The following is a 25,274-nucleotide window of genomic DNA, read 5'->3' as shown; positions in this document are numbered from 1 at the left end:
ATTTAAGCGATTCGCAAGGGGATTTACGCAATGCGTATTATTCTGCTCGGTGCACCGGGTGCAGGTAAGGGAACTCAGGCTCAGTTTATTATGGAGAAATACGGTATTCCGCAGATCTCTACGGGCGACATGCTGCGTGCTGCCGTTAAAGCAGGGAGTGAACTGGGCAAACAAGCCAAAGCGATCATGGATGCCGGTAAGCTGGTGACCGATGAGCTGGTTATTGCGCTGGTCAAAGAGCGTATCGCTCAGGAAGACTGCCGCAATGGTTTTCTGCTGGACGGCTTCCCGCGTACCATTCCTCAGGCGGATGCGATGAAGGATGCCGGGATCGCGGTAGACTACGTGCTGGAATTCGCGGTGCCGGACGAACTGATCGTCGAACGCATCGTGGGCCGCCGGGTCCATGCGCCTTCTGGTCGTGTTTATCACGTTAACTTCAACCCGCCGAAGGTCGAAGGTAAAGATGATGTGACCGGCGAAGAGCTGACTACCCGTAAAGACGATCAGGAAGAGACCGTGCGTAAGCGTCTGGTTGAATACCATCAGCTTACTGCTCCGCTGATTGCTTATTACAGCAAAGAGGCCGCAGCGGGTAATACCTCTTATCACAAAATTGATGGCACCCGTAAGGTGGCTGAAGTGCGTGACGAGCTGGCTGACATCCTCGGCTAATCCCCTCAGGGCCAGGTCTTCCTGGCCCCTGTTACAGCAATTGGTTCTCCCCCCGCATTTTTCCGCTAGAATAAGCCTTGTTTTCTTCTCCACAGCTGCCCCGATAAGGAATAACAATGAGGCAAGAAAAACCCGGCGTGCTGCTGGTGAACCTGGGCACACCCGATGCGCCCACCACGCCCGCCGTTAAACGCTACCTGAAGCAGTTCCTCAGTGATAAACGCGTCGTGGACACCCCACGGTGGCTGTGGTGGCCGATTCTCAACGGCGCTATTTTGCCGATCAGATCGCCACGCGTCGCCAAACTCTACGCTTCAGTGTGGATGGATGAAGGCTCGCCGCTGCTGGTTTACAGCAAGCGACAGCGCGAGGCGCTGGCCGCGCGGGTGGATATGCCGGTAGAACTGGGTATGAGCTACGGCAGCCCGAGCCTGAAAACCGCGCTCGACAGCCTGATGGCGCAGGGCGTGACCCGGCTGATTGTGCTGCCGCTCTATCCGCAATTCTCCTGTTCAACGGTAGCCGCCGTGTGGGACGGTATCACTGAGGTTTTTGCCGGCTACCGCAGCCTGCCATCGGTACACTTTATCCGTGATTACGCCGAACATCCGGCCTATATTGCCGCGCTGAAGGCCTCCGTTGAGAAGTCCTTTGCCACCCACGGTCAGCCGGATCTGCTGGTGGCCTCTTTCCACGGTATCCCGCAACGCTTTGCCGATCAGGGCGACGACTATCCTCAGCGCTGTTACGCCACCTTTGAGGCGCTTAAGACCGCGCTGGGGCTGACCGATAAAAATGCGATGCTGACCTTTCAGTCGCGTTTTGGCCGGGAGCCGTGGCTGACGCCTTATACTGATGAAACCATGAAGTCACTGCCGGGCAAGGGCATTAAATCCGTGCAGGTGATGAGTCCGGGCTTTTCCTCCGACTGCCTGGAAACGCTGGAAGAGATCAGTGGGGAGAACTGCGAAATCTTTTTACACGCAGGCGGCAGCAGCTTTAACTATATTCCCGCGCTAAACGCTGACGCCCTCCATATTGATATGATGGTTGAACTGGTTAACGAACACCTGTAACCGATTTGAGTAACAGGGATGCGCGCGCTGTCGGGTATCCCTGTGTTATCCTTTCCCGCCTGACCCCTTTCTGAAGCCAGAACGATGAAATTTCCCGGCAAGCGTAAATCCAAACACTATTTTCCCGTCAGTGCCCGTGATCCTTTACTCCAGCAAACCCTGCCCGAAAGCGAGGTTGCCACCAGCTGGATCGTCGGCATAGATCAGACGCTGGTGGATATTGAAGCCAAAGTCGATGATGACTTTATCAGCCGTTTCGGGCTGAGTAGCGGGCACTCGCTGGTGATTGAGGATGGCGTAGCCGAAGCGCTTTATCGCGAACTGACAGAAGAAAACCTGATTACCCATCAGTTTGCCGGGGGAACCATTGGCAACACGCTGCACAATTACTCGGTGCTGGCAGACGACCGTTCGGTGCTGCTGGGCGTGATGTGCAGCAACGTGCAGATTGGTGGCTACGCCTATCGCTATTTGTGCAATACCTCCAGCCGTACCGACCTGAACTACCTACAGGGCGTGGAAGGCGCGATTGGGCGCTGCTTTACGCTGATTGGCGATCGCGGTGAGCGAACCTTTGCGATCAGCCCGGGCATGATGAACCAGCTAAAGCGGGAAAGTATACCCGAAGAGGTGATTGCCGGAGCATCCGCGCTGGTGCTGACCTCCTATCTGATCCGCTGTAAGCCGGGCGAGCCGATGCCGGATGCCACCATGCAGGCCATTGCCTTTGCGAAAAAGCATAATGTGCCGGTGGTGCTGACGCTGGGCACCAGGTACGTAATTGGTGATAATCCTGAGTTCTGGCGGACATTCCTGCGTGAGCATGTCTCCATCGTCGCAATGAATGAAGAGGAAGCCGAGGCGCTGACCGGCCTCAGCGATCCGCTTCAGGCGGCTAATATGGCGCTGGACTGGGTGGATCTGGTTCTCTGCACCGCCGGGCCGCACGGGCTGTATATGGCCGGCTTTACCGAAGACGAAGGGAAACGTAAAACGCAGCATCCTCTTCTGCCGGGGGCGATCCCGGAGTTTAACCAGTATGAGTTCAGCCGCGCGATGCGGCATCAGGACTGCCAGCAGCCCGCCAGAATATTTTCCCATATCGCCCCCTATATGGGCGGGCCGGAAAAAATCATGAACACCAACGGTGCGGGAGATGGCGCACTTGCGGCGCTGCTGCACGACATCAGCGCCAATAACTATCACCGTTCAAACGTCCCCAACTCCAGTAAGCACGGGCGGGAATATCTGACCTACTCCTCGCTGGCGCAGGTTTGCAAATATGCTAATCGTGTCAGCTATCAGGTACTGAATCAGCATTCACCGCGTCTGACGCGGGGTCTTCCTGAGCGGGAAGACAGTCTGGAAGAGTCCTACTGGGACAGGTAATACGTGGGCTGCCCCACCAGGGGGAGCCCAAATGGTTATACCGGGCAGGATGGAGGGATGGCGGGTGCGATCTGCATCAGATTGAGCATGCTGCTGGCGATTTCTCTTTCTCCCATCACCACCTCGTTCGCCCCGCGCTCGGTGATATAATCCACCTCATCGTCGTAGTGAGCGCGGGCGATAATCTCAATGCTGGGGTGTTTCTGCCGCGCCGCCGTAACAATTTCACCCGCCTCATAGCCATTGGGTATGGTTAGCAGTAGCCAGCGCGCGCAGCCCAGAGACGCCAGATCCATCGTTTCTGCGCGCGCGGCATTGCCTGATACCGCCAGAATGCCCTGCTCCCTGAGCGCTTCCACCCGGCTGCGGCTGTTCTCAACCACCACAATGGGGATGCCCTGTTCAATCAGTCGCCGACCCAGCAGGCTGCCAACCCGGCCAAAGCCTACCACGATGGCATGATGGCAGATATCCAGCGGCAGCTGCTCCTCTTCTGCCGCCGCTTCCTGCTGCGGCCTGGCGTCCGCTTTATCCAGGTAACGCTGCAGCAGGGCAAAAAGGATCGGGTTAAGCATGATCGAGAGGATCGCCCCGGCCAGCACCAGATTGCGGCCCGCTTCCGGCAGCAGGTTGAGTGAAATCCCCAGCCCGGCAAGGATAAAGGCGAACTCCCCGATCTGCGCCAGACTGACCGAGATCGTCAGGGCGGTGCGCAGCGAATGGCCAAACAACCGCACCAGCACCAGTGCAGCTACGGATTTACCCAGCACTATAATCGCCAGCACGCCCAGAACGGCGAGCGGCTCCTTCAGCAGAATCGTTGGGTCGAACAGCATACCGACGGAAACAAAGAACAGCACGGCAAAGGCGTCCCGCAGCGGCAGGGTATCGTGCGCTGCGCGATGGCTGAGCTCTGACTCATTAAGCACCATACCGGCGAAGAACGCCCCCAGCGCGAATGAGACGTCGAAAAATTCAACGGCGCCAAAGGCAATTCCCAGCGCCAGCGCCAGCACCGAAAGGGTGAAAAGCTCCCGCGAGCCGGTGGCTGCGCTGCGCGCCAGGATCCACGGCACCACGCGCCGGCCTACCACCATCATCAGCACCATAAAGGCCGCGACCTTGCCAACGGCGATCAGCAGATCAAGCAGCACCAGACTCAGGCTGGCGCTGCCTTTTTCAAACATTCCTGCGATAGCGGGCAGGAGTACCAGCGCCAGCACCATCACCAGGTCTTCAACAATCAGCCAGCCAATAGCAATTTGCCCGCGCTGACTGTCAATCATCTGTCTGTCTTCCAGCGCGCGCAGCAGCACCACCGTACTGGCCGTGGAGAGGCAGAGTCCAAAGACCAGTCCGGTTAGCCAGGGCCAGCCCATCACCGATGACAGCCCCATGCCGAGCAGCGTTGCAACGGCGATCTGCGCAACCGCGCCGGGAATGGCGATGGCTTTAACCGCCATCAGATCTTTCAGAGAGAAGTGCAGCCCGACGCCAAACATCAGCAGTATGACGCCCAGTTCAGCCAGTTCGGGGGCCAGATTTTGGTCCGCTACGTAGCCAGGCGTAAAGGGACCGGCGCACACGCCCGCCAGCAGATAGCCGACCAGCGGAGAGATTCTTAGCCGATTGGCCAGCATACCGAAAATGAAGGCCAGAACCAGGCCTCCCACAAGGGTGGTGATAAGCGGGGTGGTGTGGTGCATGCTCTCCTCCTTATGTATGCAAATGTATCCAGTTGTAATTAATGATTGTAAGGTATAATGACATTTTTATCCCGGTTTAATCGGTTTTCATTAGGGAAAAAATCGCTCACCGGCCAGAAAAATCGCATAAAGCGTTTTTTTACTCTTTTAATGGTTATCCAGCTGATTTCTCATTGGGATTTCGCCCGGGGTGGGCAATCATTCCTCCCTGTAAAGAGAAAGAGAGGGGAGTTAGCCACCCAAAATTCGCGTCATTAAGGTTTTGTGGGCCAGAGGCCGGTATGCATGGGGCGTGATGGACAATAATCAGCAAGGTCCAATTTCTTAAGCTGACCCTGTGGATGCATGAGTTGCGCTGAAAACGTCAAAATGATGTTCGCTGACGGCAAAAAAGCCTGTATTTTAGCCGATAGTGCGGCGCATTCAGCGCCCTCGCTGCTCAGGGGAATGTAATACAGCGGCACTATTTACAGGCAGGGCGCTGCACTGCCTTTAACGTTATTTAACAAGGAGAACTTACTGTGCCTTCAAGATTGATAACAACGCTGACGCCGTTAGCGCTAACGCTAACGATTCTTTGCGTATCGCTTCCGGCACAGGCCTGGGTGAAAGATCGCGTCTATAAGTTCACCGTCCTCCACACCAACGATCACCATGGACATTTCTGGCCCGACGAGCACGATCAGTACGGGCTGGCTGCGCAGAAAACCATGATGGATCAGATCCGCTACGATGTGCAGGCCCACGGCGGGCAGGTGCTGATCCTCTCCGGCGGCGACATCAACACCGGGGTGCCGGAATCCGATCTTCAGGATGCCGAGCCCGATTTCCGCGGCATGAACCTGATTGGCTATGATGCGATGGCGATAGGCAATCATGAATTCGATAACCCGCTCTCTGTCCTGCGCCAGCAGCAAAAGTGGGCAAAGTTCCCACTCCTTTCCGCCAATATCTATCAAAAAAGTACCGGAACACGCCTTTTCCAGCCCTATGCCCTGTTTAACCGCATGGGGCTGAAAATCGCCGTCATTGGGCTGACCACCGACGACACTGCCAAAATCGGTAACCCGGCGTATTTCACTGACATGGAATTTCGCCCACCCGCTACCGAGGCCAAAAATGTGGTTGAGACGCTGCGGAATAAAGAGAAGCCGGACGTGATTATTGCCGCCACCCATATGGGGCATTATGACAACGGGCAGCACGGTTCCAACGCGCCAGGCGATGTGGAAATGGCGAGGGCGCTTCCGGCAGGCTATCTGGACCTGATTGTGGGCGGTCACTCACAGAATCCGGTGTGTATGGCGAAGCCCAACGTCAGGCAGGTCGATTACGTGCCGGGTACCCCCTGTCAGCCCGATAAGCAAAACGGCACCTGGATTGTACAGGCGCACGAATGGGGAAAATACATTGGTCGCGCAGACTTTAGCTTTCTTAACGGCACGCTGACGCTCGAACACTATGAGCTGGTGCCGATTAACCTTAAGCACAAGGTCACCAATGCCGACGGCAGCATCAGCTGGATTAATTACACCCCGGAGATTGCAAAAAATCCTGCCATGATGAAGCTGCTTACCCCCTTCCAGAAAAAGGGCGAAGCGCAGCTGGGAGTAAAAATTGGCAGCGCAAACGGGCATTTCGAGGGGGATCGTAGCAAAGTTCGCTTTGTACAAACCAACCTTGCCAGGCTGATGCTGGCCTCGCAGATAGCCCGCACCGGCGCCGATTTTGCCGTGATGAGCGGCGGCGGCGTGCGTGACTCTATCGAGTCGGGCACCCTGACCTATAAGGATGTGCTAAAGGTACAGCCGTTTGGCAACACGCTGACCTGGGTAGATATGAAAGGGCGTGACGTTGAGAAATATCTGGCGGTGGTGGCGAATATCAAACCGGATTCGGGCGGCTACGCGCAGTTTGCCAACGTGAGCCTGGTCGCCGACGGCACGGGCGTGAGCCAGATTAAAATCAAAGGCCAGCCGCTGGAAGCCGATAAAACCTATCGTATGGCGACCCTGAGTTTTAACGCCTCGGGCGGGGATGGCTATCCGGCTATAGATAAACTTCCCGGCTACGTGAACAGCGGTTTTATCGACGCCGAGGTACTCAAGGAGTATATCCAGAGCCATTCACCGCTTGACGCCGCGGCGTATGAACCAAAAGGCGAGATTGTCCACAAAGCAGAAAATTCGCCCCCTGCACAGCCGGCAGATAAGCCGAAAAAGTGGCGACTGCCGACCTTTCTGACCGCGATGCTGGAGCAGGCCCGGGTTTAATAGCAGGCTCTGCGCCCGACCCAGCGCTTACGCAGCGTATCGTATAGCCAGTTGTAGAGCAGGGTATAGGGCAGATAAAACAGGAAAAAGGCGATTTCAATCATAAAGGCCTGCTTCAGGCTTGTCTCCAGCATAAAGGCGGCAACCGGCAGGCCAATGGCGATAAACCCGCCTTCAAAGCCCACGGCCTGCACGATGCGCAGCGGCAGGCCCCTTTTAACGCTGTCACGCGGGAACAGCCTGTCGAAAACGGCGTTATAAACCATGTTCCAGGCCATCGCCAGGGTCGAAAGCACAATTGCCAGCGCCCCCATCTGAAACAGGGGCTTGTCCAGTGCCCACGCTGCCACCGGGGCGACCAGCATCAGTGCCAGACCTTCATACCCTACAGCATGAAAAATACGTTCTTTCAACGTCCATTGACGCATAAGTTGCTCCTTATTTGATATGAGCGCTATTTTCCACTGTCCGTCTGGTAAGATGAAGTCAGTAACCATCGATAAAAGCGATACATTAATGCGTTATTCACCGGAATCATTGGAAGCTTTTGTGCAGACCGTGGAGAGCGGATCCTTTTCAGCCGCCGCGCGCGCGCTGCGCAAAAGCCAGTCAACCATTAGCACCGCCGTGGCCAATCTCGAGGTCGACTTAGGATTTGCGCTGTTCAGTCGCGAAGCCCGTTCGCCGGTTCTCACCGATAACGGCAAGCGGGCACTGGCGCAGGTTCGGGAAATTCTCTCTGCCAGCGCGCAGCTGGATGAGCTCGCCGTCAGGCTGGCAGGGGAGGTGGAGCCCTGCCTCAGTATGGCTATCTCTGATTTCTGGCAGGCGGACTATCATGAGTCACTGCTAAAGCGCTTTGCCGCTCGCTACCCTGATATCGAATTTGAATGCACGATCGCTGAAGATGACGATGTGATAGATCTGCTGCAAACGGGCAGGGCTCATATTGGCGTGATCCGCGTGCAGCCAGAATATCCGCCGGAGATCGCCACCTCCCGCCTGCAGGTGGAGGCGGAAATGGGCATCTTTCTGCATCAGGACAATCCGCTGGCACAACAGTCGTTGGTCAGTGAAGAGGAACTGAGGGGGATGCGTCAGCTCAGTCTGAATACCTGGATTGAGAAGGCGCATTATCAGCCTGGTAAAGTCTGGACCGCGCCATCTTACCTGCTGCTGCTGGAGATGGCCGAGCAGGGGTTTGGGTGGAGCATTTTGCCGCGCTGGATGGTAGCGCAGTTTGGGCATCATCTACTGCGAGAGCTACCGATTAAAGGCTGGCCACGAAAGATTTCGGTAGACGCCTGCTGGTCTCGTCGCACGCCGCCGGGACCAGCAGGACGCTGGATGCTCGACCAGCTCATGGCCCAGCAGGCGGGCTAAACCACTGCGCTTAGTACCGCGCCAGTTTAGGCTGTAGTTCGGTTACATCCGGCACAATGCAGATACAACGCGCCTCGCACCCGGCACCCGGCTACTCATCGCGTCGGGAAATATCGGCGAAGCGGGCGTCGAGCTGACCCGCCAGATCCTCCGGGGCAAGCTCAATATCTAATCCGCGCTTGCCGCCGGAAACAAAAATGGTGGCAAACTGCTGCGCAGGTGCGTCAATCACGGTAGGCAGGCGCTTCTTCTGGCCCAGCGGGCTGATGCCCCCTGGCAAATAGCCGGTGGTACGCTGGGCTATCCGGGGATCGGCCATCTCCACTTTTTTTGCGCCAAATGCCCTGGCGACCAGCTTTAAGTCCAGTTTTCCCGCCACTGGCGTAACCGCTACCGCCAGCGTTTTGTTATCCCCATTCAGCGCAACCAGCAGCGTTTTATAAACCTGGTTAGCATCAAGATTAAGTTTACGTACCGCTTCATCACCAAAGTGTGATTCATCCGCATCATGCTCATAAGCGTGCAGAAAAAAAGTGACCTTCTGTTTTTCGAGAAGTTTTATTGCAGGCGTCATTGAATCCCTCCTTAAGGCATGCCCGTCGCGGCTAATTAAAACATAATAACAGTGGCGAAAAACCAGGCTTTAAGCGACAATTCGCCCCTCACTGGCAACCTGATTGTCCGTGGATAACTAAAATCATAAAAACGTTCTTATTGACGGGCCGATAGCAATATTGGCCCTTTTTTTATCTCTGATTCAGTAAGTCGGGCAGGTTTCCCTCACCATAGAGATGCAGGGCACCCACCGCAACGACATACTTTCCGGCAGGCAGCGCTTTCAGCGCCTCATTCCAGCGCTGATTACGTTGCAACATCAGGACATCATTCAACGCGCTGTTAAAGGTACCCGGAAGCTGGGGCTGGCCGGTTCGCGGCGGTGATTCAAGCCACCAGCCGATCATTGTTTGCAGCAGGCGGGCGTTAGTCTGCCAGTGTATTAGCGTGTCCTGTAACAGCGACAGGCCATTATCGGGTAGCGCACGCAGCAGGGCCAGCTGGGTTTCCGGCCCTTCCAGCTCAATCACCCGCTTTTGCTGCTTTTTCGCCGCATTAAGCAGCTGGAAATCAATGCCGTAGTCGGCCCGCAGGCCAAGAAGCTGCGCCTGCTGGGCCTGCAGCATCAGGGCAATTTGCCAGGCTGGCAGCCTGTCCGCAGCCTCTGGGGCAATGGCGACTTCGTCACACAGGCGACAGAACTGAACGTATTCCACACCGGTCAGACGTTCTGACAGGGGAGAACAAGGCTCACTTTCCGTAAACGGGGAGGCACCGGCGGTAATATCCGCTTCCACGATTAATGCGTCCGCCTGCGCAAGCCGCGACTGTAATATGGCAGGCAGCGGCAGCATACCCTGCGTTCCCATGTGAATACTGCCCACCAGGTGCAGCTGTCTGTCACCCAGAGTGATGTCCTGTGCCGGATAGGCATAGCGGCGCGGCGACAGCACCTGCCAGAATGTGCTTATCAGGTGCAATAATTTTCCCATGCTCTCTGTCTCCTGCCCGTTATCTTTCTATGCTAACGGTTTAGCGTATCGGGCGACAGAGGAAAGGGGCACTTCCAGACTGCACCGAGGGAGATTATGCGGAGGGTAGCCGATAGCGGATCAGGCGATTCGCATTGCTGACGACGGTTATGGAAGAGAGCGCCATGGCTACGCTGGCGACCACCGGGCTGAGCAGGGTGCCGGTTAGCGGGTACAGAACACCCGCCGCGACAGGAATACCAATAGCGTTGTAAACAAAGGCCCCCAGCAGATTCTGCTGCATATTTCTCAGGGTGGCTTTAGCGATAGCCAGCGCATCCGCTACAGCATTCAAATCCTGACGCATCAGCGTGATGGCCGCTGTTTCAATCGCCACATCGCTGCCGCTGCCCATGGCAATGCCCACGTCAGCCTGTGCCAGTGCCGGTGCGTCATTAATACCATCGCCAATCATCGCCACCCGCTGCCCCAGTTGCTGCAGGCGCTGAATAGCCTCCGCTTTCCCCTCCGGCAGTACGCCCGCGATCGCCCGATCAATGCCCGCTTCACGAGCCACCGCCTGGGCGGTGATTTCATTATCGCCGGTTAGCATCATTAACTGATAACCCTTCTGACGCAGGCGTTTCATCACCGCGCTCGTCTCAGCGCGCAGCGGGTCGCGAATTGACAGCATCGCGGTGAGCCTGCCGTCTGCGGCCAGCAGGATCGGCGTAATGCCCTGGGCGGCCTGAGTGGCGATCAGATCGTTGGCAGCCGACATATCAATGCCCTGCTGCGCCATCAGCGCGCCATTGCCCAGCACCAGCGGTAAGCCGTCAAGACTGCCGCTTACGCCCAAACCGGTCAGCGTACGGAACTGGGTAATGTCGGGCAGACGCATATCACCCGCGCGATCGAGGACCGCCCTCGCCAGGGGATGCTGCGATCCCTGTTCCAGCGCTGCCGCCCAGCTTAACGCCTGCTTCTGCGAAGCGCCGTTAAACAGCTGAATATCGACCACGCGCGGCGCGCCTTCGGTCAGCGTACCGGTTTTATCAAATACCAGCGTCGTTAGCGTGCTGGCTCGCTGTAGCGCATCGGCGTCGCGTACCAATACGCCAGACTCAGCCGCCCGACCCACGCCCGCAATCACCGACATTGGTGTGGCCAGGCCCAGCGCGCAGGGGCAGGCGATAATCAGGACGGTGGTGGCAATCACCAGCGTATAAACCAGCTGCGGCGCCGGGCCAACCGCATACCACACCGCCGCGCTCAGCAGGGCGATAGCAACAACCACAGGCACAAAAATGGCGGAAATTTTATCAGCCATCTGGCCGATTTCCGGCTTGCTGCTTTGGGCCTGACGAACGCGATTAATGATGCGCGACAGGGTGGTATTTTTCCCGACCGCTTCGGCGGTGAAAAGCACGCTGCCATCCTGCACCACCGTACCGGCATGCACGGCATCACCGCTGGATTTCTGCTGCGGGATGGCTTCGCCGGTCAGCATTGCTTCATCCAGCCAGGCTTCGCCACGGGTAATGGTGCCGTCGACCGGAACCCGATCGCCGGTGGTCAGGCGCAGGGTCATTCCCGGCATAACATCACTTAGTTCAAGGGTTCGCTCGCCTTCAGCGGTGACCACGCGGGCGGTAGGGGGAGTTAGATCAAGCAGGCGTTCCAGCGCCTGGGAAGCACGCTGGCGGGCGCGCTGTTCCAGCATATGGCCGAGATTAATCAGACCGATAATGGTGGCGCTGGCTTCATAATAAAGGTGTCTGGCCTGCGGGGGGAAAACGTCGGGCCAGAGATTAACGCTAATGGAATAGAGCCAGGCGGCGCCCGTTCCGAGCGCGACCAGCGTATCCATAGTGGCAGTGCCATTTATCAGGCTTTTCGCCGCGCTGCGGTAGAAGTGGCCGCCTGCCACGATCATCACCAGTAGCGTCAGTATACCGACAGCCAGCCAGCCGCTGCGGTTGCTGGCGGTCAGCATCATATTATTGCCGATCATCCCCCAGATCATCAGCGGGATACCCAGCGTCATGGCGAGTATGGCCTGCCAGCGAAACCGTCGCGTCGCCTGCTCCGCTTTCTGCTGCTGCTTTTCACGTCGCTCGCCGTCATCTTCAATGATTTCCGCGGCGTAGCCCGCGTTTTTTACCGCCTCGATCAGCATCTGTGGCGGCACGGAGCCCATCACCAGTGCGCTGCGTTCCGCAAGATTAACGCGGGCCTGACTGACGCCCTGTACCTGCGTCAGCGCGTTCTGCACGCGACTGACGCAGCTGGCGCAGCTCATGCCGTCAATCAACAGGTGAAAGCTGTCGGTGTCCTGTGCCGGAAGCTTTGCAGGGGCCGCTGTCAGCGCTTCCGGCTGGGTCTCTGTTACTGTCAGCGGTTCAGGCTTTGGGCGCGTGCCGCCCTGATTAAGGCTGGCGTGATAGCCAGTCTGCTCAACGGTCGCAATCAGATCCTCAGCACTGGCGTTGCTGCTGATACGAGCCTCGGTAATCGAGACATCTGCCAGCTCGACATCTTCGCGCTTTTCGAGCGATTCTTTCACGCGCTTCACGCAGTGGCCACAGGTCAGGCCGTCCAGCGTTAGCAGAGTGGTTTGTGACATAGTAAAGCCTCCTGATAGTTCGGTTTGACCGGAAAACGAATTTCCAGTAGATAAGAAGGATAAACCTTCCATCAAGGGGAAGGTCAATACAATATTATGTTGATGCAAAAGGATTTTTATCAACGCTGTCCACAACGCGACCACACTTCGACTAAGGCCCGCATTTTGCGGGCTTTTCTTTGGGCAATAAAAAACCAGCCCGGAGGCTGGTTTCGGTGTTTCCGTGGTGTTAGTCGTGGCGTTCTCGCACTGCATTCACTAACTCAAAATAACAATTGTCGCAAAGTTCATTATCGGTATAGAACAGACGGTCAATGTAACTTCGTTTGATGCCGCATTCCTGGCAAAGCCTTAAAGCTAATATTTTCATCCTGATACCTTCATTCCCTGCTCATTCGATAACCCTACTCAGCTGATGGACTTCCGTCCAATTGCTTTAATAGATCAATCGCGCCTTATTGATCGGTGCCACCGATCGAATCAAACGGACGGAATCATGACGGAATCTATTCCGCCGACAACGGCCTGGCGAGTATTCAGCACGCAAGCGCGGGGATCCGAACGGGATCCGATGCGCAAAGTTTTGCAAAAATAAAATCGTCCGTTATTTCCTGCAATCCCTTGCGCCGCAAGGCTTCCCGAAGTTCCCCACTTTTGCTAGGGAACTGGCCGCGTTCCGATGCGATCCAGACGGAAAGTAAAGAGATCCAATCAAAAACAATCAGTTAAACAGATGGTTAGCCGCTGACCCTCCGGCATTTTTTGCAAAACCTCGCAAAACCTTGCGGCGTGTGCAAACGCAGCCACTGCGAAGAATCCCAGACGCCGCAGGGGCTGGCGGGGTGGTTTGCACAAAATTACTTTTGCAAAATTTTTTAGATCCAATTCGTGCAGGCGGGTGCGGTGTAGCGCCGTTTCCGTCTCAGAGGCGCTTTCGCGTACGTGATTCTGTCGCGGCTGTGGAGCGTGGTTTAACGAACGCAAAGAAGGCCGAACGGTGTCGGCCTTGGGTTATTGCGTTCAATGGTGGGCGTTACAGATCGTTTTAAGCGATGTGGGTTTTCGTCTGGTTTCCGTCAGGCGATAAGTGGGGCGTATTTGGTGCGTAAAGTATCGGTTTTACCGGCTATTGCGGTGAACTGGCTCGCCTGCTGGCTGGCCCCTGTGTCTGGGTGTGTATGGGTGGCGACCAGTTTCGCCAGCGCGTTGACAACGTCCAGCGTGTCGGTCAGAAGGGTTAACACGTTGATTTCGTCTGTGCCCAGTTTAACGGACGGCGCAATCAGCTGTTGTGCCTGGGCGACGCTGCGGCGTATCCCGGCGATTTTCTCAGTGAGCGTGCCGCCGACCGATATCGAGGCGTTGCCGGTGATGTTGTCTTCCAGGTTGTTGCCGATGTCGCGTTTAAAGTTTGAGGCAATTTTGACGTTCGCATCTTTCCCGCTCGTCATGGTCAGGCTGCCCGATGTCCCCACGCTGTAATCGCCTTCACTTATGTGCGTCACCGCTCCGGCCAGAAGTGTGAGCGTGCCCAGCACGGTGGTTTTATCCGTGGCCTGAACGGTGGTTTCCCTGGCTACCAGTTTGCGGGTTTCGTCGTCGGCATTTATCTCCCTGCTCATGGAGTTTTCGCGGATGGTCTGGTCTGTCTGGCGTTCCCAGTCACCGGCGACGGTCACGCGTTGCGATACCCCGTCACGTTGCTGTTGCAGCTGTTCGCCCGGTTTTACTGATGGCAGGTTCTGGCCCTGCGGCATACTTTGGCGCACAAACGGCTTATCCGGGCGGCCATCGGTGAAACCCACTTCCACCAGTGTGCCAGGTGGCGGAAATTGGAACATCCCGGATTCACTTCCGGCCATCGGTACCGGCAGCGGCACGGCAGGATAAACCGGCGTGTCGGCTGCGGGATTGCCGTCAGCATCAAGCAGCTGCAAATCGACCGCATAGCGCGGGCGGAATGGGTCGGCAATATTACCGCTGCTGACGTCCTCGCTCGGTGATTCGACGCGGGCAAATTTTGGCAGGTGAAGACCGGAAGCCAGTTCCGGGAAAGCGCCTTCAACCTGGCGTTGTATTGGCGTTTTCTGCAAGGGCTGGCCGGTAGTTTTGTTGCGCTGCTGCCAGGTGATCGCCATGTCGTCGTTTTCAAGCCGTACCAGGTTAAGGCGCTGGCCGTTTACCTCGGCCCCTGGCCGTAAGCTCTGAATCATGGGTAGGGTCATGGAATTCCCGCCCGCCGTGGCCTGGCTAAATTCGCTGGTGATATCGACGGGTTTACCGGCAAACATGCTGTCCTGTGCTGCGCCCACAAAGACGGCCCCGTCTGGCAACTGGTACCAGAGATAATCTGTGACGCTGAACGCTTTGCCCAGATTGGCAAAAAGCTGGTATCCGGTGCCGCTGTGGGTGAAATGGGGGATTGGCTTATCTGCATAGCTGGCCCCGGCTGGCGGCGCGACGGTCAGCCCGGATTGTTCACTTATCCAGTCAGTAATTTGCCGCAGTGTCGGATGCTGAAATGAGCACGGCCACAGTTTATCGAATATGCCGATAAGCTCCCGGACGAAAAGACGCTGGGCACCCTTCTGTGTGGGCTGAGACCGTTCGACATAACCGGTAAACCAGCGCAGAACTAAACCGTCATAGCCGATATCAAGGCGCACCATTTTGCCGGTGTAGTCCGTAAGGGTTTCGGCGGTGATAAATCCCCGACCGCACGCATTCAGTTCTAACACCAGATTGACGTCGACCAAATGCACTAAATCACTGGACAGATACAAACGTTTTATCGGTTTCATGGCCCAGTTATCCCAGCGCATCGTTAACAGGTTTTAAGACTTTCTGCTCGAACCAGCTCATTTTTTCCGGTGTTTCATCGGCGCTGGTTGCCCCACCTGCGGCGCCGGTTTGTTTCGTGCTGCCTGTTTTATTGGCGTTTCGCGCCTGGCGTTTCTCCGGGACGCTGCCTTTTTCTCGCAGGGTGAAACTGACTTGCCAGGCGAGCCGGTCTTCCTGGGGAACGGCGTCAATCTGGCCGGTGAACGTGCCTTCGCGAAAGTTGATAGCCGTCGCGGTTTCATGTGCGACCCGGTAGGTTTTTAGGGAACCGCTGGATTCTGTCGCCGAAGCAATTTGAAACAGGCGCTGTAACACGGCCTGGTCGTCAAAGGTAATCAGCCCGGAAACGCGCAACTCTTTAGCCTTGATGCCCTGTTCGGCATTGGCCGTGCTGGACGTCTGGCCGGACTGGTCTTTTTCCTGGAATTGCATTGAAGGCGAAACCAGCATGTTTTGCATCGAAATGCCTTCACCATTAAGAGCGAGTAACGCGGTCTGGCTCATGTAACATCTTCTCCAAATCGGCCAGGGAATCCCCGGTGAACATCATCGCGGCGGTATGCACGGCGGTGGTCTGCGGGATGTTTTTCAGTAATTCAGTGGCGCCGGTGACGTAATTCCCGCTATGCGTAAATGCCCACACTTTGGCGCTGGCCCCTTTCAGGTTGTCAAACGCCTGGCTCACGGATGCCAGCTGCGCGGCGCGGGCCTGGACAAATTCGGTGACCTGCTTTTGTAGTCCGGCTGTTCCGGTATTGACGGCGGTGGCCAGCTGCGCGGCGGCAACACGTTGGGCATTCACGGCGGCCCGATTGGTTGACACGGACAGCGGCGCAGCAGCGGGCAGGGCGTAGGCTACTTTGGCGGGCAGCTGCATTTTTACCGTGCTCAGTTCGGCGGCCGCCTTTGCCATCCGGCTTACCTGGGTAAAGGCCGGGGCCGGAAATACTGTGGCGAGGCTGTTCAATCCCTGGATAAATGCATCATGCGTATTTTCGGCAATCATCAGGACAATCACATCACCGCTAGCCCCGCTGGTTGCCAGCTTTTTGGCAAGATAGCCCAGCGCATTGTGCGGGCTAAGGTAACCGCCTGAGTCTGCCGATTGTCCCAGACCATAAACCCACGGGTGCGCCGGTGTCACGGCGCAGGACAATGGGGCTATATTGTCAGCAATCTGGATCTTCGACTCTTGCCACATTACTGGGGCACCTCCGGCCAGGTGATTTCCGGCGCTGTCGATAAGTCCAGGCGGTTCAGCGCGACGCGGTATTTTTTCCAGGCTGTCAGGTTTGCCCGCTCTTCCTCGGTTGCATCGTAAATATCAACGGCATCTTGCAAGGGGGCAATTTTCAGCGTGGCTTCGGCCTGCAAGTTATCGCGGGTAACTGTTGCCTGTTCAGCCAGTTCGTCGGCGGTGTAGGTACGCGCGATTATTTTCTTGCCGTCGAAAACCCAACGCTCGCGCAATGCATCGGTGTTGAACTCTTCGGGGATGGCGTCAACTTCCGCCACGCTTTGCCCGTTCGGCCAAAGGGTGGAAGCGTCGTAACTTGCCATGCGGATTATGCCGGTATCATCGAAAATGATTTTTAACGTATCAGCTGGGATTTTTTTAACCAGCGCGTACCAGTCGTTTCCTTTGGGGTCGCTGATAAATTTAACGCTGCGCGTCGTGGCTAATTCTGTTTCAATTTGCGTCAGGTTTTCGCGTGGCGAAAAAGGGCCGTAAATTTTAGCTTTCATGTGTAACTCACCGTATACCAAGTGTTATTAATTAATTTTTGTAGCTGACGGACGCGTATCCAATAATTTGAACTTCCTGAGTCTTTGAAGGAGGTCATTACCCCGCCGTTAATATGCTCATTGTTCGATCGCTCCTGGAATTCTGCCGACGTCCCGAAACGCATATCCTGGACAATGTTAGGCTGGGGATTATTAGGGCTATAAACGCGCTGACCTTTCTCGAATACCCCACCGGAGTCAGTGTTAATATTCCCTTGGGCTGATATATCGCCAGTCCCTGTAAAGTTGACGTATCCGCTTTGTACACTGTTATTTGAGTTAACCGTTCGAAAATGAAATCCGCCTACGCCCCCGCCACGGTTATTCACAAAATCAGATTCACCTCGTCCGCCCGTTTCATTCCAGCCGATGAAAGTTCCCTGAACTTCTTTTCCTGGGGCAGGGGGTTGGGTAGCGCTCAAATACGTTGCATTTACATAGCCGCCGACGTTTCCCCCTGACTGGGGATAGGCTCCTACCTGGCCGTAATTAGGCGGGTTTTTTGTCGTAAAAAAGGCGCCCTGGTCGGTGTTGTCAACGGTCGCGTATAACTTTCCGTCGATTGCCCAATCCAAATAAATACGATGCGTACTCTCGTGGTGAAGCCCGCCATTGGCCTGGACGGCGGCATAATTGCCGACTTTATCAAGCCCGATATTGGCACCCGTCATTGAGATATCTTTCGTGCCGTCGAACTCTACACCAGCAATTTTTCGCGCCGTTTCCAGCTTTTTGGCAGCAACGGCAGTGCCCCCGGAAGGCAGCGCCCCGACATCATCCGGGGCGAGATTAATATCCTCAGACAATGGCTTTTTGTTGACTGTCCGGCCCGTTGGGACGCCGCCTAACGTTTTGAGTGCTGTTGCTGGGTTTGCAATATCGGTGAGGTTTTTGTCTTTACGTAAAAAGGTTTGATCAGCCAAAGAGCCTTTTGGCCGTAAATCCGTAATGGCCCCCGCCGCGTCAATACTTGCCAGAGCAAACACATAATGCGCGACGCCGTCAGTGATGTGGTCTTCCAGCGTATCCGCGACCGTGAAAGTAATCGCCGTTTTGTAGGCGCTGGTCAACGTGCCCTGGTAACACACATCTGCCCAGACTTTTGTCGGTTTGGCTGATACGGAGACGTTTTGATTAGCGGCCAGAGCGGCACGCAGGCCGCCCACGTAGCCCAGACCTTTGGTCACAAAATATTGCGTCCCGGTCTTTGCCACCAATAAGCCCGTATCGAAGAACGCCCCGGCGCCGTAAATGTCCAGCGCGGCCAGTCGGACGGCTTCATCCATACCCGCCAGGCGGGCGGTAAAGTCAATCTGCCAGGTTTCCACGGGTGTCGTGATGGCGGTCGATGCCTGAGCGCCGCTGTATTCCATCAGCATTGAGCGCACCAGGACGTTGCCCTGTTGGCCGCTGGCGTTCTTCACTTTACGCTGTGTCGGCGCATGGATAATCATGGCAAGCGTGCCGCTGGCCTTGTTGGTAAGTCCTATCCAGTTGAAATCAAAATCTCCAACCTCGGCGCCCATCGTAACGGAATACACCACGGAATTAGCGTTCACGACGCCGGTTTTGCTTACCGTCTGGCGGTAAACAATTTTATCGGCAGCGGGCACGCCTTCCGTGTTGCTGATGGGTTTGCTGACATCGAGGTCAGGCACATAAGCGAAAATGAATTCGTCCAGGGTGACCGGCTGGTTGTCTGCGGCCTGTTGGGCTTTCCATTCGACAAAAGCTTGTGTAATAACGGTTTGTGACATGTTTCTCCCCTACAAATTTGCGCTATAGGTCGCGCTTGATTCTGTTGCGATATTGCCCAGGCTGGCCGGGTAGCAAATATATTCACCCTGATACCAGCCTATGTTGATATGCAGCGGCAGGGCGGTGATCACTTCGAACTGGTAGCGGCGGCAGGTGCGGCCATATTTGCGGATGATTTCAAGCAACAAATCGCTGTTGTCAGCGACCTGGCTGTCGGTCACCCGTACGACAATGACGTCCCAGTCCAGCCCGTCCTGGCGTTCCAGCAATTCGACATAACCAATACCCAGTCGGCTGAAAATGGCAATAAATCCTGCCACCTCGCCCGCCTGCTGGGCGTTGATAAAGGCGTAGTTCACCCGCTTGCGGTACAGTTCCAGCGGCTCACCGTCAAAGCGGGTGATGTCGCGCTCCCACGCAATCAGGTTTAACAACGGCTCGGCGCAGGTCAGCGGGTCAAACTGACGCAGCGGCCAGGTGATCCAGTCGTAAACCTTCGACCAGAAACACACGCTGGCCCGCAACAATTTGGCCGGTTCGCCGCTATCCATCCAGGACGGCAGTTTCAGGCTTTTGAGCCGGGTCGAAAAATCAGTCATTGCTAATCTCCACGGTCAGCGAGGCCAGGCGCGGGACGGATAAATCGCTGATGATGTCGGTCAGTGAAAAACTCAGCGAGTCGATAACGGTAAACGTCTTGTGCAGTTCCCGGCCCAGGTTGGAGAAGGAGAATCGCGCATAAGGCCAGGTCTTTTTGACGTCGTAATTGGCATTTTCCCGAAACGCGCAGCGGATCAGATTGGTGACGCCCGATTGCAGGTCGGCCAGTTCTTCCGCCGTCATGTTCTCTTTGCTCAGGACAAACACCGTGACGGCCAGCGTGTGCGAGGTTTCCGGCATGGCGAAGCACTGCAAATCATCACCGTGGCCGTGGTGGCCCTGGGTGTTAACGTAGTCGTTGACCGCGTCGATAAAAGGCTGTGACGTCTCGCCGCTGTCGAGCAGCAAATAGGCGTTTGCGGTACCGGGGCCGCGCGGGGCGTCGTGCAGGAAAAAAATGCGGTCGACACTCAGGCCCACCACACCGGCTATCATGCTGCGGTAGATGGCGTCGGTGTGGTAATTACCCACTAAATTGAACTGGTTGCGGGTACGATCGCGCAGCTCGTCGTCGGATTCTTCATCGGCGCCCGGCGTGGTGAGCCAATCGTCTTCATTAACCACGCTGGCAATCCCGGCCACGGCCACCGGCAAAATGCGGTAATATCCGGGTGCGAGGTTGTACCCGCTGCCGGTACCGGTGGCGGTCACGGCGACTAACCCACTTTCGTCACCTTCGGGTAACGTCATGTCCTGGCTGACGGCCAGCGCATACACCACGCCGTTAATGCGCTCAGTCTGGACAATCGTCCCGGCTGGAATGGTCACGGCGTTTGCCGGTGTGGTCTTGTAAAAGCGCAGGGTGCCCGCCGCCGAACTGGCCGGTTTGACTTCGATATTCACCGCCCAGGCTAACAGGCGCAGCATTTGGCCGGTCGCGGTTGCAACAAACATATTGGTTAACACGACGTTGACCAGGGCGTCTTTCAGCCACAGCACCGGCGTGCTGACAATCTTGTTAATCAGCCGCCAAAATGGCGACATGCGAGACGTATTAGTCACGTAATTTTCATCGGCGACCAGGGTTTTAAACGCCGCCCCGATTTCGTCTTCCGTGGTCGGCATCCCGCTATCACGTAACACCTGCTCAAAATCAACGGTAGGTTTCTCAGACATAATTCACCCCCTGGCCGACGTCGCCAAAATCATAGGTTTCAGCAGTCACGTAAAGGCGTGACAGGCTTTCTTCGGTGATCACAATAGTGCCCGGAATCAAACGGGTGTCACTTTCCACCAGTAGTGTCAGTTGGGTAAGCACATCGCCGCGCATTGTTGGGCTGCGTTCGCCAATCAGCTGCGCTGTGATACCGCTTTCCAGAATGCTGTGAATAATGTCCTGGCCGATGCTGACCCGGTCGTTACACAACTGCGGTTCGTTGCCGCTGTCGAGGGTGAAATCCCCGTCAGTTATCAGCAAATCAATGTAAATCGGTGTGTCGCTCATCCTGCGTTCATCTCTTGCCATTCGGCCAGCTGGCCGGGGGTGATGCCGTTCGGTGCGTTAATGTAGGTGTCTCCCCACGTTTTGCGGCTGTCGACCACGGTTTTGCTGTCGGATCTAACCTGGCTCATTAGCCCGTCGCGGGGTATCGCCGAACCGGTGCTGTTGCCGGTAAGCAGTGAGGCGCTGCTCAGCTCCGGGGCCGTCGTGCTGCCGAGGCCGGTCGCCGCCGTGGTTTTCAGGTCAATATCGACGCCGGGAATTTTGTTTAGCTTTTCAACTATCCAGTTATAGGTCGACGCAAAGGAATTTTTCAGCACGTCAAACAGCTTGCTGAACACGCCGCCGATAGCAGCGGAAAACCCTTCGAACGCGGCCACCGGTGAAAGACCGGAAAAGAACTGCACCACGGCATCCCAGCCCGCTGAAATGGACGCCCACACGTCGGAAAAGACTTGCCCGACCTGGTCGGCCATATCCATCACCCAGGCAAACGCGGCGGTTTCCATGATGGCGGTTTTGAGTTCATCCCAGTGGGTCACCACATACCATATACCCACGGCCAGCGCCGCCAGCGCGGCAATAATTAAGGTGATCGGACTGGTCAGAATCTGCATGGCAACACCTGCGAACATGGTCGCGACGCCATAAATGCGCATGGCAATGGCGCCCGCTTTCAGGACGCCATTCCAGGCAATCAAGGCAACGCGGCAGACGCCCGTCCAGACGGCCAGTAATTTGGACTGGATCCAAAGACCGGCCAGGCCGATGCGGGTCATAAGCAGGGGCGGGCGCAGCAAATTCAGCGTAAACGTGAGCATCTTCCAGGCGGTGACCAGTACTTTGGCGATGCCAGAAAGACCCATCATGGTGAAACCAAACACCCCCATCACGATATTGGCCCCGGCGCCGACCAGGCCGAAGGACAACACGGCCAAAGTGATGTAACCCAGCCAGCGGGCAATGTTGGGGAACATGTCCAGCCAGCGGGCGAATTTCGCCCCGATATTGGCCACCCGGTTAATCAACGGATTCAACACCGGCATCAGTGTGTTACCGATAGCGATGCGCATGTTTTTCCATATTTGTGTTAGCCGTTCCCACGGGTTAACCATTTTCTCGGCCATTTCCCTGGCTCGCTTCATGCCATCGTTGCGGCCCAGTTCGCTGATGCTGCGATTTAAAATATTCTGCTGGCCGTACAGTTTTTTAATGACGTCGGCGCCGCCGCCGAACGCGGCGTCTAAATCCTGCTGTGCCTTGACGTTACCTTCGATGCTCTGGCCGTATTTGTCTTGCAGCTTTTGCAAAATGTCGCCCATTGGCAGCATTTTGCCGGTGGCGTCGACAAAGCTCATGCCCAGCTTTTGGGCTGCGGCGGGCGCACTGCGCAGAAACTGTTCGTAAATGCCGCTGGATTCGGTGCCCAGCGTGCGCGACAAGCTGCCCAGCACGGCGAACTGTTCGTCCATGCTGACGCCAAAGTCGGCCCCGGCGTTTTTGGTGCCCTCTATCAGTTCCTGCATGGTCTGCATTTTGACGCCGAAATTTTGCACCATATAGGCAGTCTTGCCCGCCAGTTCTTCCGCGAACCGGACGTGGCCCAGGCTGGACAGTTCACTGTTAAACCGTGAAGCCATCGCGCCGATGTATTCCCCGGCTTCCTCCCCACTGGCTTTGACGCCTGCGGCCAGCATGTTGGCTGCAATAGTCACACGGGGTAAGTCCTGGTCAGCAAGCCCGGCCATTGCGCCTTTAATGGCGTAACTTGAACTGACCACGTCGACCGCACTTTTGCCGAAACGATTACCAAATTTAATGGCTTCGTTTGACAGCTTATCTAATGCCGCCTGTGTAACGCCTTTCGAACCGACTTCGGCAAGGGCTGCATTCATCTCATATGCAGGGCCTAAAACTCCCTTGATAGACTGAGCAACTCCCCACATTGCAGCGGCCCCGATACCGATTTTCCCGAAAGACGCCTGCGATTTTTCGGCGAAACCAGACAGCGACGACTGGGCCGTTTTTAGCGGTCGCGTCAGCTTGTCGATTAGGCTCAGGGTAAAATCTAAGTGGCTCATGTCAGGTTCCGTTCAGGGCTATCGCTATCCCCTCCGCCGTTTTATAGGCTTTGGTCTTCGCGAAATATTCATCAAGCCACAACGCGCGGGCGAGACTTTCTTCGGTGTCTTCTTCGTGGGGCAGGTAGTAGCGACGCAGCGTCAAGTACTGTTCCAGCGCATTGGCCCGGATGGCCGCTACCCGCGCCGTCAGTTTTTTATTTCAATCTCAACAACCGGCGAGTAAATCGAGTTCACCTTCTCAGCGATTTGCAGTTCGACACCCGGATACTCGTCAAGCAGCTGCGTGAGCGCGGCCTTATCGTCAGGCGACACAATGCGGCCCAGATAGGTGACCATTGGCGCCATTTTGTTGGTCGCGGTGACTTCGTTCATCAGGCCATTAAAGGCGGTTTTGTTCGGCTCGAAGGTCAGCGCGACACCGGCCACGGTCATGGAAATGGTTTTATTTTTTGGGTTGCTCATTGGTCTAAATCCTTACGTTGTCGGATGATGCCCACCAGGGCGTTATGTCTTACGGCGCAGTCGGTATACAGCTGAAAATACCGGATCAGCGCCGCATGAAAATCAGTGCCGGTTTTGCCCGCCAGTCGCGGCAGGTCGACCGGGCACAATGTCAGCTGGTTTTCCTGATAAGGTTCGCTCGCCCTGGTCAACGCTTTGGTTGAACACCCGAACAGACTCGTCAGTAGCGCAGACGTTGCTAAACACCGGCTTAATAATCTCCGTGCGGATTTCCCGCTCGGTATGAATTTCATTGGCTTTTAACTCCGCGAGTTTGGCTTCTAATACTTCGCCAGATTTCCGCGTCACTTCCGTGACTACCTGGCGGGTTTGCTCCGCTGACTGGTTAGCGGCCAGTTCGGTTTTTGCGTTGTGCCAGCCGTGAGCCGACCAGCCGAAACAAAACACGGCGGCCAAAATCAGCAAGTAACCCCACGCGGTACGCATCAGCGAACGCCGTTATGTTCAAGGCTGAAATGGTTGCCGTCCGGGTTGGACTTGAAGCGACCGCCCCAACTCCCGCCCAGGCTTTCCCAATATTCGCCGAGCGGTAAATAGGCTTCGCTTCGGGTCTGATACTGGCCGTCTATAAACAGATTGAAATCCACGGCCAGGCGTTGGGTGTGCAGGCTGTTGGCGATACCGGCGCCGCTTTTAGCGTTGAGTTTTGCCTGTTCCGGCGTGCGGAAGGCTTCGCCGTAAGTCAGGGCGTAGCCGTTCGCATCGGCCCAGGCAATCAGCTGGCCGGTCATGCGGGTGAACAGCTGCTGTTTTTGGCTCAGTGTCATGGGTTGTTTTCCCTCTTTTTTGCCAGCCGGTAATCAAGCCAGCGTTTAAAATATTCTTCGATGATCGCGCTGCCCAAAATGCCCAGGCCGCATGCGATACCAATCACCGCCAGTTCCGGCATGTTTTCGAATTGCAGCAGGGCGATACCGGCAATCGGCGCGACCGCCGACCCTAAAATTATCCGGCCCAGCAAGGTGCGCACCGTAATGCGCTCGTTGCTGACCATCAGTTGCCCCAGCCCGATGACCGCGCCAATCAGTAACAGCTTGGTCAGAAGTGAGGTTTCACCGTTTGGCATGGCCTTATCCTTTCAGGTCGCGTGTGTCGCGGGCTGACAGGTACGGCACGCCGTCAATCGCTACAAAGTCCGGGCTGGTAACCATGAATTTGATTTTTTTCGTGGTCTTACTGGCCTCAGAAGGTGCTATGTTCACCAGGTCGGACAGCGTCGGCACGCAGCCGAACACCTCGATTTTTTCTTCTTCGTCGCCCGCGTTGGCATAAAACAAAAAGTCTTTCGCCGCGATTGCCCGCCAGGAACCGGCAGCGCGGGCCACGGCGGTAAATTTTTTGAAATTCAGGGAATCGACTTCGATTTCCACATCCGCCGAGACTGACCCTTTGACATGGCCGTTGGGCACGCCGCGCGTCTGTACGGCGGCGCTGTTGTCGGTGATGGTCACCGTGGCGTTTTCGACGTGGATCATGACGCTGTCATAGTTCACATCGAACGACCCGCCGCTAATGCGTTCTGTCATGGG

At 56.1% G+C, this 25,274-nt stretch carries 25 protein-coding genes; 5 read left to right on the top strand and 20 right to left on the bottom strand.

What is annotated here, in order from left to right; genetic code table 11:
- Positions 1-30: 30 nt before the first annotated feature.
- The 3 genes from adk (at position 31) to ACLRGG_RS16140 (ending at position 3,140) form a co-directional block, all read left to right on the top strand.
- Positions 31-675, top strand: coding sequence for an adenylate kinase (gene adk / locus ACLRGG_RS16150; RefSeq protein WP_416250734.1), 645 nt, complete (start codon positions 31-33; stop codon positions 673-675).
- Positions 676-791: 116 nt separating this feature from the next.
- A complete protein-coding gene (gene hemH / locus ACLRGG_RS16145) occupies positions 792-1,751 on the top strand; it encodes a ferrochelatase (RefSeq protein ID WP_416250733.1) in 960 nt (319 codons plus the stop codon).
- 84 nt (positions 1,752-1,835) lie between these two features.
- The gene (locus ACLRGG_RS16140; RefSeq protein ID WP_416250732.1) at positions 1,836-3,140 is read left to right on the top strand and encodes an inosine/guanosine kinase; all 1,305 of its coding nucleotides are present in this window, start codon (positions 1,836-1,838) and stop codon (positions 3,138-3,140) included.
- A gap of 35 nt (positions 3,141-3,175) precedes the next feature.
- On the opposite strand, the gene ybaL is transcribed toward ACLRGG_RS16140, so the two are convergent.
- On the bottom strand, positions 3,176-4,846 hold the full coding sequence (gene ybaL, locus ACLRGG_RS16135; RefSeq protein WP_416250731.1) for a YbaL family putative K(+) efflux transporter: 1,671 nt from the start codon (positions 4,844-4,846) through the stop codon (positions 3,176-3,178).
- Positions 4,847-5,379: 533 nt separating this feature from the next.
- On the opposite strand from ybaL, the gene ushA reads away from it, so the two are divergent.
- Positions 5,380-7,119 carry a bifunctional UDP-sugar hydrolase/5'-nucleotidase UshA gene (ushA, locus tag ACLRGG_RS16130; RefSeq protein ID WP_416250917.1) on the top strand — a complete coding sequence of 580 codons (1,740 nt, stop codon included), beginning with the start codon at positions 5,380-5,382 and terminating at the stop codon, positions 7,117-7,119.
- Here ushA and ACLRGG_RS16125 read toward each other — a convergent pair.
- The gene (locus ACLRGG_RS16125) at positions 7,116-7,547 is read right to left on the bottom strand and encodes a multidrug/biocide efflux PACE transporter (protein WP_416250730.1); all 432 of its coding nucleotides are present in this window, start codon (positions 7,545-7,547) and stop codon (positions 7,116-7,118) included. The genes ushA and ACLRGG_RS16125 overlap by 4 nt on opposite strands.
- Before the next feature lie 88 nt (positions 7,548-7,635).
- Between ACLRGG_RS16125 and ACLRGG_RS16120 the strand changes: the two genes are divergently transcribed.
- Entirely contained in the window at positions 7,636-8,502 is an 867-nt protein-coding gene (locus tag ACLRGG_RS16120; protein WP_416250916.1) for a LysR family transcriptional regulator, read from the top strand.
- A 91-nt stretch (positions 8,503-8,593) separates the two neighbouring features.
- Here ACLRGG_RS16120 and ybaK read toward each other — a convergent pair whose 3' ends face one another.
- From ybaK to ACLRGG_RS16030, 18 genes are all read right to left on the bottom strand, one after another.
- Positions 8,594-9,076 carry a Cys-tRNA(Pro)/Cys-tRNA(Cys) deacylase YbaK gene (ybaK, locus tag ACLRGG_RS16115; protein ID WP_416250729.1) on the bottom strand — a complete coding sequence of 161 codons (483 nt, stop codon included), beginning with the start codon at positions 9,074-9,076 and terminating at the stop codon, positions 8,594-8,596.
- A 172-nt stretch (positions 9,077-9,248) separates the two neighbouring features.
- Positions 9,249-10,049 (bottom strand): TraB/GumN family protein, encoded by an 801-nt coding sequence (locus tag ACLRGG_RS16110; RefSeq protein WP_416250728.1) that lies wholly within the window; start codon positions 10,047-10,049, stop codon positions 9,249-9,251.
- A gap of 94 nt (positions 10,050-10,143) precedes the next feature.
- On the bottom strand, positions 10,144-12,654 hold the full coding sequence (gene copA, locus ACLRGG_RS16105; RefSeq protein WP_416250727.1) for a copper-exporting P-type ATPase CopA: 2,511 nt from the start codon (positions 12,652-12,654) through the stop codon (positions 10,144-10,146).
- A gap of 1,076 nt (positions 12,655-13,730) precedes the next feature.
- The gene (locus ACLRGG_RS16100) at positions 13,731-15,455 is read right to left on the bottom strand and encodes a hypothetical protein (protein WP_416250726.1); all 1,725 of its coding nucleotides are present in this window, start codon (positions 15,453-15,455) and stop codon (positions 13,731-13,733) included.
- Positions 15,456-15,462: 7 nt separating this feature from the next.
- Positions 15,463-15,999, bottom strand: a complete 537-nt coding sequence (locus tag ACLRGG_RS16095; RefSeq protein ID WP_416250725.1) for a baseplate complex protein — start codon at positions 15,997-15,999, stop codon at positions 15,463-15,465.
- On the bottom strand, positions 15,971-16,696 hold the full coding sequence (locus ACLRGG_RS16090; protein ID WP_416250724.1) for a hypothetical protein: 726 nt from the start codon (positions 16,694-16,696) through the stop codon (positions 15,971-15,973). The genes ACLRGG_RS16095 and ACLRGG_RS16090 overlap by 29 nt, the downstream gene beginning before the upstream one ends.
- Positions 16,696-17,241: a tail fiber assembly protein gene (locus tag ACLRGG_RS16085; protein WP_416250723.1), complete on the bottom strand. Its 546-nt coding sequence runs from the start codon at positions 17,239-17,241 to the stop codon at positions 16,696-16,698. The genes ACLRGG_RS16090 and ACLRGG_RS16085 overlap by 1 nt, the downstream gene beginning before the upstream one ends.
- The gene (locus ACLRGG_RS16080; protein ID WP_416250722.1) at positions 17,238-19,037 is read right to left on the bottom strand and encodes a phage tail-collar fiber domain-containing protein; all 1,800 of its coding nucleotides are present in this window, start codon (positions 19,035-19,037) and stop codon (positions 17,238-17,240) included. Before ACLRGG_RS16080 ends, ACLRGG_RS16085 begins: the two co-directional genes overlap by 4 nt.
- A 9-nt stretch (positions 19,038-19,046) precedes the next feature.
- Positions 19,047-19,637: a phage tail protein gene (locus ACLRGG_RS16075; protein WP_416250721.1), complete on the bottom strand. Its 591-nt coding sequence runs from the start codon at positions 19,635-19,637 to the stop codon at positions 19,047-19,049.
- Positions 19,630-20,814, bottom strand: coding sequence for a baseplate J/gp47 family protein (locus ACLRGG_RS16070; protein ID WP_416250720.1), 1,185 nt, complete (start codon positions 20,812-20,814; stop codon positions 19,630-19,632). The genes ACLRGG_RS16075 and ACLRGG_RS16070 overlap by 8 nt, the downstream gene beginning before the upstream one ends.
- Entirely contained in the window at positions 20,807-21,142 is a 336-nt protein-coding gene (locus tag ACLRGG_RS16065; protein WP_416250915.1) for a DUF2590 family protein, read from the bottom strand. The genes ACLRGG_RS16070 and ACLRGG_RS16065 overlap by 8 nt, the downstream gene beginning before the upstream one ends.
- Entirely contained in the window at positions 21,139-23,220 is a 2,082-nt protein-coding gene (locus tag ACLRGG_RS16060) for a phage tail tape measure protein (protein WP_416250719.1), read from the bottom strand. The genes ACLRGG_RS16065 and ACLRGG_RS16060 overlap by 4 nt, the downstream gene beginning before the upstream one ends.
- Before the next feature lies 1 nt (position 23,221).
- The gene (locus tag ACLRGG_RS16055) at positions 23,222-23,365 is read right to left on the bottom strand and encodes a DUF6890 family protein (protein ID WP_416250718.1); all 144 of its coding nucleotides are present in this window, start codon (positions 23,363-23,365) and stop codon (positions 23,222-23,224) included.
- Positions 23,366-23,409: 44 nt separating this feature from the next.
- Positions 23,410-23,685: a putative phage tail assembly chaperone gene (locus ACLRGG_RS16050; RefSeq protein ID WP_416250717.1), complete on the bottom strand. Its 276-nt coding sequence runs from the start codon at positions 23,683-23,685 to the stop codon at positions 23,410-23,412.
- Positions 23,686-23,787: 102 nt separating this feature from the next.
- Positions 23,788-24,171 carry a hypothetical protein gene (locus ACLRGG_RS16045; RefSeq protein ID WP_416250716.1) on the bottom strand — a complete coding sequence of 128 codons (384 nt, stop codon included), beginning with the start codon at positions 24,169-24,171 and terminating at the stop codon, positions 23,788-23,790.
- Positions 24,171-24,512, bottom strand: a complete 342-nt coding sequence (locus tag ACLRGG_RS16040; protein WP_416250715.1) for a M15 family metallopeptidase — start codon at positions 24,510-24,512, stop codon at positions 24,171-24,173. The genes ACLRGG_RS16045 and ACLRGG_RS16040 overlap by 1 nt, the downstream gene beginning before the upstream one ends.
- On the bottom strand, positions 24,509-24,811 hold the full coding sequence (locus tag ACLRGG_RS16035; RefSeq protein WP_309367654.1) for a phage holin family protein: 303 nt from the start codon (positions 24,809-24,811) through the stop codon (positions 24,509-24,511). Before ACLRGG_RS16035 ends, ACLRGG_RS16040 begins: the two co-directional genes overlap by 4 nt.
- Positions 24,812-24,815: 4 nt before the next feature.
- Positions 24,816-25,271, bottom strand: a complete 456-nt coding sequence (locus ACLRGG_RS16030) for a phage protein (protein WP_309367655.1) — start codon at positions 25,269-25,271, stop codon at positions 24,816-24,818.
- Positions 25,272-25,274: the final 3 nt, after the last annotated feature.

Source organism: Erwinia sp. PPS120, from assembly GCF_047918655.1.
GTDB lineage: Bacteria > Pseudomonadota > Gammaproteobacteria > Enterobacterales > Enterobacteriaceae > Erwinia > Erwinia tasmaniensis_A.
The sequence above is the reverse complement of the archived record's forward strand: the minus strand, read 5'-3'. Positions and strand labels throughout refer to the sequence as shown.